This is a genomic window from Clostridium puniceum, from assembly GCF_002006345.1.
GTDB lineage: Bacteria > Bacillota > Clostridia > Clostridiales > Clostridiaceae > Clostridium > Clostridium puniceum.
The window spans coordinates 1-16,748 of record NZ_LZZM01000153.1; the positions used below are offsets into that span (position 1 = coordinate 1).

The window sequence follows — 16,748 nt, forward strand, 5'->3', positions numbered from 1 at the left end:
TTATAATACAATATGGTTATTACCTTAATTAAAGAATTATGTAAAAAAGATGTTAAATTAATATAAAATTCAGTGTATAAAATATTTACTATAGACTAGATATAATTACTTATTAGAAAAGGAAATATTACTATATATAAATATATAGTAATGATTATTAATATTCCTATAGGAGATTTAATTATGATATAAATGCTAAAACATTTACTTTTGGCTTAGTAAAGGGAAAAAATATGAAGATTGTGGTCTTTGGATTACATATTTGAAAAATATATGGTAAAGTTATGTTATAAAACATTATATTGTGTGGAAGTTAGAAATATATAATTGGATTTTTGAGTATGGAATTTGATAAACGAGAAATTTGTATTATCCTATCTTATTATTTAATTATAAATAATTTAAATATTTATAAAGATGAATAGGAGTGATTTTTTTGTCTAAAACAAATTTTATTAATAAATCATATAAACATAAACTTAGAGTAACTTATGCTTTGCTTATGTTTGTTATTTTAATTGTGTCAAGTATTTTTGTATATTTTCAAATGAATGTAACAATGAATCCAATTATTGGTGACATGGGTGATCATGTTATTAGTAGTGAAATACAGTATTTGGGGGATCAATTTGATGACCAAAGTAAATTGTTGGAATTACTTGGAAGTACAGAACCATTTAAAAATGGTGATATTTCTGTTATTAAAAAAGAAATTGATAATCAAATGCGAAAACATGGGGATATAATAATGTCCATTAAATATAAATCAATAACTGGTGAAGAATATGAAAATAATCGACATAATATTAAAGTGCCAGATTATTATGAAAAGAAACTATTAGAGGGAAATAGTGATACCTTTAAATCAGAAGCAGTTTTCGATGAAAAATTAGGTGAATATATAATTTTTATGGGAGCAAAAATTACAGATAACAATGATAACGTACAAGGTGTAATAAGTATTAATACTAGTATTAAAAAAGTAGTTGCATCATTAGGTAAAACAAAGATTGGACAACTGAGCAAAATATGGATTATTGATTCTTTTGGCAATGTAATAGTTAGCTCAAATAAAGAGCAAACACCAGAATTTGATATTGAAAGCTTTAAAAATGATATCAATAGTAATGAAATGGTGGAAATAAAGTCTATAAATTCAAATGATGCTTCTAATAATTTAGTTTATGGTAAGATATCTAATACTGAAAATTTATATCTAGTTACACGTATAGAAGAACATGGAGATTTTAAAAATGCAATGAAAGTTTTATTGTTTGTCTTTCTTTGTGGTGCCGGTGTTATTTCTATTTTAATTTTTATTGCTGCAAATAAAATAACAAATTTTGTTACAAAGCCATTGACTCGTATGGTGGAGCTTATAGAGAGCTCTAATGGGATAAATTTTATTGAAATTCCAAATGATCTTAAAGGAAGTAAAGATGAGATAGGGATACTTGCCAATACTATTGATAAAATGGCTAAGAATATTCGCAATAATTTACAAGTACTTAATAGTGAGATTAAAGAGCGTAAAAAAGTTGAAAAACATCTAACTGTTTTAAATGATGAATTAGAGTGTCGAGTGGCAGAGAGAACTAATGCTTTAACTAAAGTTACAAATAATTTAGCTATTTCAGAATATAGATTTAGAATAGCTATGGAAGCTTCAAATATTGGTGTATATGATGTAGATTTTATTAATAATGTATTTGTGGTTAACAGTGCTTTTCTTAAGCTAATTAATGCACCAGAATATGAGCAATGTATTATAGAAGATCGTGACTGGATTCAATGTGATGGGAATTTTGAAAATTATGTCTATGAAGAGGATATATTGAATGGAAAACATTTCACTTTAAATAAGTTACCAGTAATGGGGGAGATTTTTTATACAGAGTTTAGATTAAAGGAAGATTCCAGCATTTGGCTTTCATTTAGTGGGCAAGCTATAAATGAAGATGAATCTGGAAAAATTATAAGGTTTATAGGTGTATTGCAAAATATATCTGAAATAAAAAAGAGTGAAGTTGAACTTAAGGCTGCTAAGGAAGAGGCAGAAGAAGCAAGTTTAGCTAAAAGTCAATTCCTGGCCAATATGAGTCATGAAATAAGAACACCAATGAATGCAATTATGGGCCTTACACATTTAATAAATCAATCTGATTTAAATGATTCTCAGAGGAACTATATTTCCAAAATAGAAGGGTCATCAAAGACATTACTTAGGATCATTAATGATATTTTAGACTTTTCAAAAATAGAAGCTGGAAAATTAGAAATAGAAAATATTAAATTTAACTTAGATAAGGTATTTGAGAATGTATCCACTCTATATACAACGTCAGCAACTAATAAGGGAATTGACCTTAATTTTGACATAGGGGAAGGGGTACCAGATTTACTAAAAGGAGATTCACTCCGATTGGAACAAATAATAGCTAATTTGATTACAAATGCAATTAAGTTTACGACTCAAGGAGAGGTTAATGTTGCAGTTAGATTATCAGAAGAGCAGGAGGATAAAGTTAAGCTACATTTTAGTATTGCAGATACAGGAATAGGATTAACAAAGGAACAAATAGGAAGGTTGTTTACAGCATTCGCCCAAGCAGATAATTCTACGACAAGGAAATATGGTGGGACAGGTCTTGGGTTAACAATTACAAAGCAATTTGTTGAACTAATGAATGGTGAAATATGGGTGGAAAGTGAATATGGTGAGGGTTCAACCTTCCACTTTATTATTCAATTTGATAAAATTGCAAACATAACACAGCCAAGCTATGAAAATTATCCTGATATACATGGGAAAAAAGTATTAGTTATAGATCATAATAAAACTTCATTAAGGATACTTGAACGTATGCTCCGTTCATTTTTACTTGAGGTAATATCAATTAGAGATCCTTTTGAAGCTATTGAATTATTAGAAAAGGAGAATTTTGATTTACTTTTTATTGATTTTAATTTACCAGAATTATCAGGGATTGATTTATATAAAAGGCTGGTAGTTAACACTGAAATTAAAGTACCTAAAACAATATTCGTAAGTGCAATTGGACGAGAAAGTTATTATAATCAAGCAAATCAATTAGGTGTTAAGAATTTTCTTATTAAGCCTATTAATCAATCATTAATGTTTGATGCTGTGATGGATGCTTTAAAAGGAACTATAACTAAAGAGGGGAAGAGGGATTTTAATGAAGAAGATCATATTAAGTTTCAAAATGCACTTAAAAACAAACGAATATTGGTTGCAGAAGATAATGATATTAATCAATTAGTTGCAAAGGATATTTTAGAACAGGCTGGTATTCAGGTAACTATTGCAAATAATGGTGAAGAAGCAATTAAATATGTTAGTACTAATAAATTTGATGTTGTTCTTATGGATGTGCAAATGCCAATTATGGATGGATACAAGGCAACAGAAATTTTGAGAGAAACCTATTCAAGTTCAGAGCTTCCAATTATAGCTATGACTGCAAATGCACTTAAGGGTGATAGAGAAAAAAGTATTGAAGCGGGCATGAATGATTATATTTCAAAACCAATTGATCCAGAGATCTTATTTGAAACTTTAGCTAAATGGCTAGGTTGCAATATTATTAGAAATACTGAGAAATCTTTAAAGAAAATTGTTAATAAAGAACTTGAAGTTTTAGATTTTAATAAAACATTAACTCGATTAGAGAATAAAGAAAATTTCTACTATGATTTATTAAAGCGGTACCATGATAATTATAGTAATTTAGTAAGTGAATTCTCTGATATGAGGATAAATAGAAAATATGATAATATCAAACGATTCATTCATAGTCTTAAAGGTGTTACAGGTAATATAGGAGCCATGAAACTTAATAAATTTATTGTTCAGTTTGAAGAGCAATATGAGTCTTATGATGATGAGAGTTTAAATAAAGAGCTTACAAAGCTTTATGCTTTAAATGAAGAGCTTTTAAATAGAATTGCAGATTTTGTATCTCAGAAGGATTTAGAAAAAGAACAATTAAGTTCAAATTTTGATATATATGAGGTTTTAACTAAATTACTGGAGGATTTACAGAAAGCTCGTGCTAAAGAAATAAAGGAAGATATGAATTATTTAGTATCTAATGCCGAAGATAGAAGTTTTATGATTAAAATTAGCGAAATAAAAAAACTTGTAGATCGCTATCGTTTTAAAGAAGCTAAAGAGTTGGTTAAAGAATTGATAAATATTGTGAAGGAGTAAAATAATGGACAGACAAAAAACAATAATGATAGTAGATGATACAGAAATGAATATTGATATTCTAGTTGAAGCACTTCAAGATGAATATGAATTAATTGTTGCTATTAATGGATTAGTTGCTATTGAGTTAATTGAAGAACAAAAACCAGATTTAATTCTATTAGATATTATGATGCCAGAGATGAATGGATATGAGGTTTTAAAAAAGTTTAAAGAAAATCCAGTTTTAAATCATATACCTGTTATTTTATTATCAGCAATAACCGATAGTGATTCCAAAACTAAGGGTTTTTTCTTGGGAGCAGTGGATTATGTTACTAAGCCTTTTGAAATTGTTGAAGTTAAAGCTAGGGTTAAAACTCAGCTTAGACTTGAAGAGGCGCGTCTAGTATTAGAAAGCCAAAATAGTATTCTGGAAGAAAAGGTAAAAGAAAGAACCAAACTAATTGAAAGAACAAACTCTGCCACAATATATTGTCTTGCTGCTTTAGCTGAAACAAGAGATCCTGAGACTGGTCAGCATATAAAAAGAACACAAGAATATATCAGAGAATTGGCATTGGAGCTGCAAAAGAATAAAGAATATGAGAGTGTACTTACAGATGAATATATTGAGTTGCTTTATAAATCAGCACCATTACACGATATTGGTAAAGTAGGAGTGAAAGATGAGATTCTTCTTAAGCCAGGAAAATTAACAGAGGAAGAGTTTGAAGAAATGAAAATGCATACAATTTATGGTGAAGAATCGTTAATGGTTGGTATAAAAGAACTTGGAGAAGAATCCTTTTTGACTTTAGCTAAAGAAATTGCATTAACACATCATGAAAAATGGGATGGATCGGGATACCCGAAGGGTATATCAAAGAAAGAAATTCCTATATCAGGGAGGCTTATGGCACTTAGTGATGTGTATGATGCTCTTGTCAATAAGAGAATTTACAAGGGAGCATTTACACACGATGAAGCTAAGAAGATTATTATGGAGGGAAGCGGAACACACTTTGATCCAGACATTGTTGAGGCTTTTATAAAAAAAGAAGCAAATTTCATTAAAATTATGGAAATATTTAAAGATTCTTAGTATCTAGTATGTAAATGTAACTAAAGAAAAATATTCGGTAAAAAGGAAAAATGTTGGGAGATTACATATTAAGAATAAGGCTTTTGTAAATCAAATAATATGATTTTCCATCAAAAGATCAAACACGTTTAAAAAAGAATTTTTTTTACATTATATTGTGTATTCAAAAAGGATTTATACCTTTTTGTATTATAATATACGTTTAAGATGAAAATGAATGAATATTAGATTTTAACCAGGTATGTGAAACATACCTAAAAGAGTAAAATTATTTTTAATAAGAATAATTGTGAATATATATTAAAAAAAACTATAATTTTTCAAAATTCCCTTTAATGCTATAACTTTTTTTGTTAGAATTTAATATAGGAGGTGGCAGACTGTTTTGAAAATAAAAAAGAAAATTATTACCTTTGTTTTAACGTTCGGAATGTTATTAGCTTTAATTCCAACATTAAATGTACAAGCAACAACAACTGATTTTAAAATAATATCAAGCACTGAAGTTACTGCAAAGGATGCGAGAAAATGGGCTAAATCGAAGGGAGCAACAGATACATTTATTGACCTTGCTGATCTTTACTTTGAATATTCACCTGAATGTGGTGATGTTAATCCAGCCATTGCATATGTACAAGCTGCAAAAGAAACTGGATATGGAAGATTTGGTGGTGTTATAGATGAAAGTTATAAGAATCCATGTGGGTTAAAAATAGCAGCTGGTGGAGGAGATACTGATAAAGATGCTCACCAAAAATTCAAAACCTGGGATGAAGGTGTACAAGCACATTTGGATCATTTAGCTTTATATGCAGGAGCTAAAGGATATCCAAAGAGTGATACTTATGATCCAAGACACTATGTAACAATTAAAGGAAATGCAAAGACGGTAAATTCCTTAGGTGGGAAATGGGCTCCAAGTGCTACATATGGTGAGGAAGTAAGTAAGCTTTATCAAGATTTAATGGATTTTGCTGGAGTAGAATATGAAAAGGATCAAGAAGATAATAAAGATGATGATACTAATGGAACATCAAATGCAGTCCCAAATCCAGGGAAGAGTGAAACTAAACCAAATCCATTAACTGCAACAGATGTTATTGCAGAAAATCAAGCACAAGTAATAAATAAACCTACTGATGATACTCCAAGTATAACATCAAATATTGGTTGGAAAAATGAAAAAGGAGCTTGGTACTATTATAAATCAGATAATACAAAAGCAATTGGATGGATTAAACCAGATAGGAATTGGTATTATTTAAATGATGATGGGAAAATGATAACGGGATGGAAGAATGATAATGGAAAATGGTATTATCTTGATTCTTCAGGAATGTTAGTAAAAGACTGGAAGAAAATAAATAACAATTGGTATCTTTTTAATAATTCTGGAGAGATGATAACTGGAATTCAATATGATGGCTCAGGGTTATATTATTTAGAAGATTCCGGATCTATGGCAACAAAAGATGGATGGTTTAAATTAAATGACAAATGGTACTATTCTGAGAAAAGCGGGAAAATAAAGACTGGCTGGTTTAAAGAAGATGAGAATTCATATTACTTCCAAGGTGATGGAAGTATGATAACTGGTCTTAATAAAATAAATAGCAAGACATATATGTTTAATGGCAGCGGAGCAATGGTAACTGGTTGGATAAGTCAAAATAATTATTGGTATTACTTTAATCAAGATGGAACCATGGCAACAGGCTGGATTAAAGATGGCACAAATAGTTATTACTTATATGATACTGGAGCAATGGCTAAGGGCTGGATTAGTCTTAGTGGAGCATGGCATTACTTAAAAGAAAGTGGAGCTATGGCAACTGGTTGGATTACATCTAATGGAGATTCATATTATTTAGATTCAGCTACAGGAAGATTAGTTACTAATACTACAATTGAAGGTTATAAGATTGGTTCTGATGGAAAAAGAAAAAATTCATCTAGTGAAAACAATACGAATAACGGAAATAATAATCCATTAGTTAATCCTACAAACGGAAATAGTTCAAATGGTAAGAAGACTATTGTTATAGATCCAGGTCATAATTATGGTGGAGACAGTGGTGCTGTATCTACAATAGATGGAGTAACATATAGTGAAACTGTGTTAAATATGCAAGTTGGATCAAAACTTAAAGCAGAACTTGAAAAAAGAGGCTATAATGTAGTAATGACTAGAAATGAAAATGACAGAGACACATTAGAAGAAGTGGCAAGCCTTGATAAAAGAGCAACCATTGCTAATAATGCTAAAGCTGATTTCTTCATAAGCATACATCATGATTCTTTCACTTCAGCAGCAGCATATGGAGTAACAGGTCTTTATACTAGTACTCCTCAAGATGCTAGTTTTGGAGGAAAAACAGACAATGCTAAAATAGAGAAAAGTAAAAAAATGGCTACTCTTATAGTTGATAATATTGCAAATAAGCTTAATTTATATAACAGGCATGGACGTGATCAAAATTTACGCGTATGTAGAAATGTAAATATGCCAGCAGTATTAGTTGAAACAGGATTTATAACAAACAAAGAAGAAGCAATAAGATGTGCAGATCCAGCTAGTCAGCAAAAAGTAGCGGAAGCTATAGCAGAAGTTATTGCTGGGAACATTTAAATTAAAGATTGATAATGTCCCATATAATTGAGTTATAAATTATTATAGTAATAAAGTCGGGAAATATAGTTAATGTATAACATTACTGTCAGTTTAAGTATCCCAACATATAGTAGAAAGTTTGAGAGCCCAACTAGAGAGTTTGGGCTCTTACTTTTAACTTTAAGTATGCAATTATGCAATTTATCTTTTATATTGAGTTAAGAATTTTCTTACAATTAATTTTAACTTCAGTTGCCAATCAATAAGTATTTAACTTAATATTTATTTTGTGTAAATAAAAGGAGTATTTTCCTGTAAAAAAATAAGGCTTATTTGTCGTATAAAGTACCTAAAATAAAATAATTATTTGTATTATATTAAAGTAAGACAAATATTTTACACTAGTATTTACTATTGAAACAACCCTTATACTAAGTAAAACTAAGCAGAACGGAGGAAAACTGTTTTGAAGACTATTAAGAGATTGACTAGATTTATGTTTGTTTTTGCAATGGTTTTATTATTAATACCAGAAGCTAATGCACAAGCAAGTACAACAGATAACAAAATAATATCTCAAACAGAGGTTACAGTAAAGCAAGCAGAGCAGTGGGCTAAATCTAACGGTGCAACTGATAATTTTATTCGACTTGCACAGTTATATTGGAAGTATGCGAAAGATCATGGAAATGTTAATCCAGCTATTGCATATGTACAAGCAGCTAAAGAAACTGGATATGGTAAGTTTGGTGGCGTTTTAAATGATAGTTACAAAAACCCTTGTGGAATGAAAACTGTAGTTGGTGGTTCTGATACTGATCCAAATGCTCATCAAAAATTTGACTCATGGGATGAAGGTGTACAAGCACATTTAGATCACTTAGCACTTTATGCAGATGCTGATGGATATCCAAGAAGCAGTACATATGATCCAAGACATTTTATTACTATTAAAGGTAAAGCAGTAACCGTAAATGATTTGGGTGGAAAATGGGCACCAAGTCTTACGTATGGTGAAGAAGTTAATAAGCTTTATGATAATCTAATGAGTTCAGCAGGAATTATATCTAAAACAAAAACTGAAGCTGTTGATAACAAAGATAAAACTTCAGAAACACCAAATTCAACCACAAATAAAACAACTTCAAGTACAGGAACGAATACGGTAACAAAGTCAGAAGTTGATAAAACTACAACAAACACAGTAAATATTCCAACAGGATTACAAGCAACTGAACCAATAAAAAATTCTGTAGATAATAGCACAAATATTTCATCATCAATTGGATGGAAATATGAGGGTGGAGAGTGGTATTATTATAAATCGGACAGGAGTATGGCAACTGGTTGGATTAAGCCAGATCAAAATTGGTATTACTTATACAGTAATGGTACTATGGCCAAAGGTTGGTCTAAGTTAGGTAATAATTGGTACTATTTGAATTCAAGTGGATCAATGCAGATTGGATGGCTTAGAGATAGCAATAAGTGGTATTATCTTCAAGGTGATGGAACTATGACAACAGGCTTGAAATTGATTGATAATAAGAAATACTTTTTAGATGCAAGTGGTGCCATGAGAATTGGTTGGTTTCAAATTAGTGGACAATGGTATTACTTTAATCCTAGTGGAGAAATGATGACGGGCTGGATTAAGGTAAATGGTAATTCATATTATTTATATTCAAATGGAATAATGGCAACAGGATGGACTAAACTTGGTGATGACTGGTACTGGTTGAAAAGTTCCGGTGATAGAATGACTGGTTGGGTGAAATACGGAAATGATACATATTATTTAGATCCAATCACAGGAATTATGGCTAAAGATATCATTGTGAATGGTTGGAAGATAGATAAGGATGGAAAAAGAGGCGAAAAAGTACCAGGAGCTTCAACTAAAGTAATAGTTATAGATCCAGGACATAACTTTGGTGGAGATGATGGAGCTTATGCAACTAATAATGGAGTCACATATTCTGAAAGAGACTTGAATATGCAGGTTGCAGTTAAAGTAAAAGCAAAGCTTGAAGCCCAAGGCTATAAGGTTATTATGACAAGAAATTCATCAGATAGAGAAACAGCAAGTGTAACTGAAAGTCTTACAAATAGAGTGAATATTGCTAATAATGCTCGTGCTGATTTATTTGTAAGTATACACCATAATTCAGCCTCAGCAGCAGCTAGCGGTGTTGAAGTTTATTATAGCTCAAAAGTACAGGATGACAGCTTTGGTGGATCGTACAGTGATTTAAGGCTATCAGCAAGTAAGAACTTGGCAACATCTCTTGCAACAACTATCACAAATAGCACTGGAGCAATAAATAGAGGTGCTAAGGATGGTAATTTATTTGTTTGTAGAAATACAACTATGCCAGCAGTCTTAATTGAATGTGGTTTTATAACCAATCCAGATGAAGCACAAAAATGTGCATCTTCATCTTATCAAGACTTAGAAGCCGGTGCAATTGCAAATGCAATATCTTCAGCAGTGTAAATATATATAATAAAATGCGTATCAATGTGCTATTGATACGCATTTTATTATATATATGATTTTGAAGTTTTAAGGCTAAACTTGAGTTTAAGATAAAATTTATTAAAATATAATGAAGTGATAACAAGTTTTATAAAAAATTAATATATTATTTATATTATATACATTGATACTTTTGTCATATTAGATTATATTTTAAAGTAATAGTATATAGATTGCAGTTAACAATCAAAGTTGAAGTTCAAAGAGAGAGTTCTGCTGGACAAATATAAAATTCACTGTATGAAAGGATTCGAAGAATAAAATGTAAAATTTCGATTCTCACTTTCGAAGCATCACTTTTCCCTTCAGAATTTGTTAAAATTAAATTATTAATAATGTAAAATATGAATTTCAACATATACATATTAAAAAGTGCAATTAAAAGTTAGATTTTTATTTCTAGTTAAGCGGGGTGGGAAAATGAATTGGTTAAAAAAAATTATGTATGGAAGATATGGAGGAGATAATCTATCAAAGGCATTGCTTTTTTTATCATTACTACTATTAGTAATAGTAGGTCTTCTACCCAAATCCTTATCGATTTTATCCGTTATAGCGTATATTCCAACGATTATATGTATTTATAGAATGTTTTCAAAAAATATATTTAAACGTCAACGTGAAAATTATAAATACCTGAAGTTGGAAAACTCTGTGATTAAATGGTCTAAGCAGAAATTAGGTGCAGCAAAAAATTTCAAAACTCATAAGTATTTTAATTGTCCAGATTGTAAGCAAAGATTACGTGTGCCAAGAGGTCAAGGACATATAACTATTACATGTCCCAAGTGTAAGAAATCATTTAAAGCAAAATCTTAGAGTAAAAAATTAAATAAAAGTACCTTCCATTATATATACAGATGTATTATATAATGGAAGGTTTTTTATACTTAAATTCTAGTTAAAAAATAGGAATAGTTAAAAAAAATTGTTTACATAAATATGGAGTTATTAATATAAATAATAATTTAAATGAATATTCCCAATTTACTAAAGATAGAGTTAAATGGTTCGATATAAATAATGTGGTATATTATATTACCATTGGAACAAGGGGATAAAAGTAACATAATAACATAGATTAATTAATTCCAACATTAAGATTAAAATTAAATACACAATTTAGGAGGGTGACAAGAATGAAGAAAATAGGAAAAAGGTTCGTTGCATTATCTATAGTATTTGCAAGTATAATTTCATTTTTACCAATGCAGATAGGTTCAAATGGAAAAGCTGCTAATGCTATGACGACACAAATACAAGTAAGTGGCGCATCTAGCGAATCAGGTGGCAGTATTAGTACTGTTAGCCAAACTGAATATGCTACAGATAATCGATATAGTAGTTTTACATTATCAGTTGATTATCAAGTTAAGACTCTAGGTGATATAGCAATTGGTCAAAAGGGAGTAGTTGAACAAGAAGTTATAGTAACTAATATTGATGGAATTGAGTTGAATGGAGCAACTTTACAAGAAAATAATGATAAGTTGTCTGTTATTGGAACAAAAATTGGCGAAGGAACCGAGTTAATTACTGATTTAAACAATAAGAAAAAAATTGGTATAACAATATATGGATTACCTTATGGTGTTAATATAATTAAATATAGAATAAGAGAAAAGCAAATATTTAACAAAGGTAAGCAAGATCCTGCATATCCTACCGATACAACTAAAAAAATAGATGACTATCAATATCTAGAGGATGAATATTATCCATCTAAAACAGGATCAGCGGAAATGACTATTCAACATGCAAATAAGTTTCTTCAAGGAAAAATCAATCCTATGGTTTTTGATTCTTATCTTGTTAAAACTATGAAGGAATATAATGAAAGTACAACTCCAAAGGATAATAAGTATCCGTTCTTATTTACAGAAAACGGTGTAGCAGATGCAAACTGTCCTCTTAGATATAATTTCGCTATATCAGATGCAGTTATGACATTGAAATATTCAATGACTTTTAATGGGTTATCTATAGACAATGCTAAAATATTTAAAAATGGTGTTGATGATACCAGTAATATAAGCACAAATGGTAATACAATCTCAGGTTTTTTAACTAATTTGACATCATCAGATTTGATCGTGGCTAAAATACTTGATACTGGTGAAAATGTTGTTAAGGCATATTCTATACAACTAAAATATAATACAATATCAGCTAATAAAGACTATACATTAAGAGATGCTGGAATTAAAAAGTTATATTATAATGCAGATAGTACTGTTGAAGCATATGTTGACAAGCATTTCTATGTATCAACTGAAAATGGAGTAACAACGTATAAAGGAACAATAAATATAGATAAAAGAGCTCAAATGATAGCTATGGTACCAACTTTGGGAACCACAGGGAATGTGGCATTTAAATTGAGTAATCACTATGATAATAGCCAGGTTGTAAGTTCTAGAATTATAAATGGAGAAACGACTCCATATGTTGAATTTAATAAGGGAACTTCTAACGAAGTATGGCTAGAAGTATATGAAGGCAAGGATGGTAATATAAAGGAAGGAACTTCACCTTTAGCAATCTATAAATTAACTGTTAAGCCTATAGATAATACAGAGACAAGTACAGTAAATTTTAGCGTTGATAGTACTGTTGCATATTTAACTCAGCCAGGAAGAACTAGTGAAGCTGACAAAATAGATTTTGATGCAAGCAGACGTACTTATAATTTGAATTTTAAAGATAATACGATTAATAATGTTTATATTGATCTTAATAGCCCAAATACAGTTAATAAAACTGGTGTCAGAAGAGAGTATATAAAAGCTTGGGGTGGTACAAGCACTCAAAGTGATAATGTAACTGAGATTCCAAATGTAGATAAAGATGCAAGAATTAATGTTGATGTAACAAATTACAAAAAAATAATAGTTCAAGCTTATTATGATCAAATCGAATATGTAGTAAAAGATGGTGTTGAAACAACAGAAGTAAAAAGTACTACAGCATATCCTTTAGGAGAAAAGTATACATTTTACGTAGCTAAAAACCCAGATCAAACGGATCCTACTGTTACAAAGTCTACTGATGCTTCATTAACTAATATGAAGGCAAGTAATGGAAGTATAAAATCTACAGATGGAACTAGTGGTTTTTCTACTGACAAAACTAATTATACTGTTACAGTTCCTAAAATTGATACCTCATCAGCTATAACTGTAACAGCAGCAAATAGTAAGGTTAAGGATATTACAGCAACTATTGCTGAAACTGGAGATGAATATGGTTTAACTTCAGGAGAAGCTTTTGAATTTCCATTAACTTCTACTGGAACTACTAATATTAATATAGTTGTTACTGCAGAAGATGGAGTTACAACTAAAACTTATAATCTTACAATTAAAAATGATGAAAGAAGTGCTAGTGCATTATTGAAAAATGTAATAACAGATAATGGAGAGTTTACTTTTGATCCGGATAAAGATCCAAATAAAATACGTGTAGATCAAGTTATAAATAAACTTAAAGTTTCACCAGTTGCAGAAGAGGCCAATTCTAGAATTTTTGTAAATGGAACAAAATACACAGGAAGTCCAATAACAATAAATCTTAAGGGGTCACAAGAGACTGATATGGAAATAAAGGTAACCTCAGAAGATGGAAGTGAGAGTAAAACTTATAACTTTGAGATTTATAGAACAGATTCGCCTATAGATGATACAGATGATGATGATGATGATGTATTCTATGATGATATTGATGATACTTGGGTGGATTTAAGTAAGTATGAAGAATGGGGTAAAGTAGATGGAAAGACTGTCTATTTTGATAATAAAGGTAGACAAGTTAAAGATAAATGGATAACCACTAAAGGGGTATCTTACTACTTAAATTCAAAAGGATATAAGGCAACAGGATGGAGAAAAGAAGTTGGTGGTAAGACATATTATTTAGATCCAAGCACAGGAGCAGTAAAAACTGGATGGTTAAATCAAAATAATAAATGGTATTACTTAGGTTTAAATGGAGTTATGCAAAAAGGCTGGTTAAGTTTAAATGGACATTGGTATTATTTCACACCAGAAGGTGAGATGATAACTAGTCAAAGTATGTATATTGATGATGGAATATATAATTTTGGCGCAGACGGAATTATGTATTAAATATAAATTGTGATTACAATAAAAATATATTAATTATTTAGCTGATATTTACTAATATTAAAGCAGGGCTGATATTGCTATGTGCAGTATCAACTCTGCTTATTTGCTTGTTAATCATCCAAATTTAAAAGATAAAATTGGAAATTCATAATTGACATCAACAATTTTAGGGAATATAATAAATATAGTTCATATTTCGAACAAAGAGGGTTTTACGTTTTTATCAACAATTATATTTAAAGAATGAGATTTATATCTATTTATTGTAATAAAATTGATGGAGGGTATTATGTTAGAGGATAAATTGGAAGTTTTAAAATCATTGAATGATAATTTTAATATTAATCAAAGGGAATTAGCTAAAAGGACAAATATGTCTCTTGGTAAAGTTAATGCGGTGTTGAAAGAGTTTACTCTAGATGGCTTTATAGATAGAATTACTAATAATAGAGGAACCTTGTATAAGGTAACTGAAAAAGGAATGAAGTTTTTAGAAGAAAATATTGCATCGGCAAAAAATACTAGATTGAAGCTTCATGAAGAAGAAAAAAAAGCTGTAAAACAAGCAGTAATACTTGCAGCAGGTAGAACAGAAGAATTTGATAGGCCAGTAGGAATGCTTGAAATAGAAGATTTTAAGCTGATTGATAGAACTTTAAATATTTTAAAAGAAAATGGAATAACTAAAATTGTTATTGTGGTTGGTTATAAAAGTCAGTTTTATGAAGAGTGTTTTAAAAGCAGTAAGAATATAATTTTAGTAAAAAGTGATACTTATAAATGGACTGGAACTATGCATTCTTTATCTTTAGCTAAGGATTATATTGATGATGATTTTTTACTTATAGAAAATGATTTGATTTTTGAAAAAAGGGCTATTAAGGAATTAGTAGAAAGTGTGAATCGTGATTGTATACTTTTCACTAATGAAAGTGGTTCTGGTGATGAGGCTTTTGTTGAAATAAGAGACAACCATTTATTTAAGATGTCTAAGGATATTCATCAATTTAATAGGATTGATGGTGAAATGATAGGGCTTACAAAGATTTCTTATAAATTATATACAATGATGTTAGAAGAATTTAAAGGAAATGTTAATCCTTACTTAAATTATGAATATGTACTTTTGGATGTAGCTAGAAATTATAATATTGGATTTGTTAAAATAGACGATCTTGCTTGGGGAGATGCAGATAGTAATAGGGAATATGAAAAGATTAAAAATTATCTTTATCCGACTATAAGAAGGAGAGAACTTAGTTATGAAATAAATAATATAAAGAATATTATCTGTGAATCTTTAAAGGTTAAGGAGGACGATGTTACAGAAGTTGAACCAGCAGGCGGAATGACAAATAAAAATTATAAAATATGTGTTAAGGGAAACAGATACATATTAAGAGTTGCAGGAACTGGTACAGAGCAGATGATCAATAGAAGCACAGAAATGTTTAATTCTGCAATTGCATCAGAAAAGGGATATAATGTAGAAGTACCTTATTTTAATCTTGAAACAGGTATTAAGATATCTAAATTTATAGAAAATGCGGAAACACTAACTCATAGAAGTATTAAAAAGGAAGAAAACTTGAAGCAAGTCACTGATATTTTACGAGATTTACATGAATCAAAGGATTTTCATATGGATAATGAATTTAGTCCGTTTAGAGAACTTGAAAAATATGAGGATATTTTAAGAAAAGATAGAGGAAGTTTTTTTGATGATTATGATGAAGTAAGAGCAAAAGTAATGGCTCTTGAAGAAGAGTTAAAAGCCTGTAAAAGAGTATTTGTACCTTCTCATAATGATTTAGTTTCTGAAAATTTTGTGAAGGATACTGAAGGTAGAATTTATTTAATTGACTGGGAGTATAGTGGAATCAATGATGATATGTGGGATTTAGCAGCATTGTCCTTAGAAAATGAGTTTTCAGAAGATGATATTGAGTTAATGTTTAGATTGTATTTTAAAGGAAAAGAAGCAGACAAGGCTTCTAGAAGAAGAATGTTAATTCACCAAATATGTCAAGATACTTTATGGGCAGTTTGGACTTTGATTAAAGAGGCAGAAGGTGATGATTTTGGTACTTATGGAATAGATAGATATAATAGAGCTAAAGAATATTTAGATAGTTTAATTGAATTCGAGGTGTGAT

General features: G+C 29.8%; 7 protein-coding genes. All 7 read left to right on the plus strand.

What is annotated here, in order from left to right:
- Nucleotides 1-436 precede the first annotated feature (436 nt).
- The 7 genes from CLPUN_RS11730 to CLPUN_RS11760 all read left to right on the plus strand — a co-directional run bounded on the left by CLPUN_RS11730 (nucleotide 437) and on the right by CLPUN_RS11760 (nucleotide 16,747).
- On the plus strand, nucleotides 437-4,234 hold the full coding sequence (locus tag CLPUN_RS11730; RefSeq protein WP_242954119.1) for a response regulator: 3,798 nt from the start codon (nucleotides 437-439) through the stop codon (nucleotides 4,232-4,234).
- A 4-nt stretch (nucleotides 4,235-4,238) separates the two neighbouring features.
- Nucleotides 4,239-5,318, plus strand: coding sequence for an HD-GYP domain-containing protein (locus CLPUN_RS11735; RefSeq protein ID WP_077847465.1), 1,080 nt, complete (start codon nucleotides 4,239-4,241; stop codon nucleotides 5,316-5,318).
- Between the two features lie 385 nt (nucleotides 5,319-5,703).
- Nucleotides 5,704-7,947 carry an N-acetylmuramoyl-L-alanine amidase gene (locus tag CLPUN_RS11740; protein ID WP_077847466.1) on the plus strand — a complete coding sequence of 748 codons (2,244 nt, stop codon included), beginning with the start codon at nucleotides 5,704-5,706 and terminating at the stop codon, nucleotides 7,945-7,947.
- Nucleotides 7,948-8,395: 448 nt separating this feature from the next.
- Entirely contained in the window at nucleotides 8,396-10,426 is a 2,031-nt protein-coding gene (locus CLPUN_RS11745) for an N-acetylmuramoyl-L-alanine amidase (protein WP_143329041.1), read from the plus strand.
- Between the two features lie 462 nt (nucleotides 10,427-10,888).
- Nucleotides 10,889-11,287: a hypothetical protein gene (locus tag CLPUN_RS11750; protein ID WP_077847467.1), complete on the plus strand. Its 399-nt coding sequence runs from the start codon at nucleotides 10,889-10,891 to the stop codon at nucleotides 11,285-11,287.
- A gap of 320 nt (nucleotides 11,288-11,607) precedes the next feature.
- Nucleotides 11,608-14,592 (plus strand): N-acetylmuramoyl-L-alanine amidase family protein, encoded by a 2,985-nt coding sequence (locus CLPUN_RS11755; RefSeq protein WP_077847468.1) that lies wholly within the window; start codon nucleotides 11,608-11,610, stop codon nucleotides 14,590-14,592.
- Nucleotides 14,593-14,881: 289 nt separating this feature from the next.
- Entirely contained in the window at nucleotides 14,882-16,747 is a 1,866-nt protein-coding gene (locus CLPUN_RS11760; protein WP_077847469.1) for a phosphotransferase, read from the plus strand.
- Nucleotide 16,748 lies beyond the last annotated feature (1 nt).

Excerpts from the sequence above, each read along its gene's own strand:
- CLPUN_RS11760 (WP_077847469.1), top strand. The coding sequence starts at position 14,882 with ATGTTAGAGGATAAATTGGAAGTTTTAAAATCATTGAATGATAATTTT.
- CLPUN_RS11735 (WP_077847465.1), top strand. The coding sequence starts at position 4,239 with ATGGACAGACAAAAAACAATAATGATAGTAGATGATACAGAAATGAAT.
- CLPUN_RS11750 (WP_077847467.1), top strand. The coding sequence starts at position 10,889 with ATGAATTGGTTAAAAAAAATTATGTATGGAAGATATGGAGGAGATAAT.
- CLPUN_RS11755 (WP_077847468.1), top strand. The coding sequence starts at position 11,608 with ATGAAGAAAATAGGAAAAAGGTTCGTTGCATTATCTATAGTATTTGCA.